Source organism: Pseudoalteromonas sp. CR1, assembly GCF_019392235.1.
In the GTDB taxonomy this organism is placed as follows: domain Bacteria; phylum Pseudomonadota; class Gammaproteobacteria; order Enterobacterales; family Alteromonadaceae; genus Pseudoalteromonas.
In genome coordinates this window covers 1-252 of record NZ_JAHXRM010000444.1, presented here as the reverse complement: position 1 = coordinate 252, position 252 = coordinate 1, and the positions used below count along the sequence as shown (strand labels likewise).

At 62.7% G+C, this 252-nt stretch carries 1 protein-coding gene; it reads left to right on the top strand.

Annotation, left to right across the window (positions count from 1 at the left end; translation table 11 throughout):
* On the top strand, nt 1-252 hold a 252-nt coding region (locus KZZ04_RS20080), incomplete at both ends, for a hypothetical protein (RefSeq protein WP_219424017.1).

Here is a 252-nt window from a genome sequence, read left to right as displayed (position 1 = left end):
CGTCAATTCCGCGGTGATGCAAAAGGATGCGATCCCCGAGGTCGAGGCGCTGATTGTCGACTTCGTCGGCCGGGTGCTTTACCCGGAATTGCTCGCCGGCGAACACCTGCCGCCCAACCAGTTGAGCCCACCCTCCGGCTGGTCCACGGGCAATGGCTATGTCACCGCCTCGGTGGCGGTGCCTAGCCCATCGAATGCCAAAATGACCTGGTACATCATGGTGCGCCAACCGTTGGACGTCGCCCTGCAACC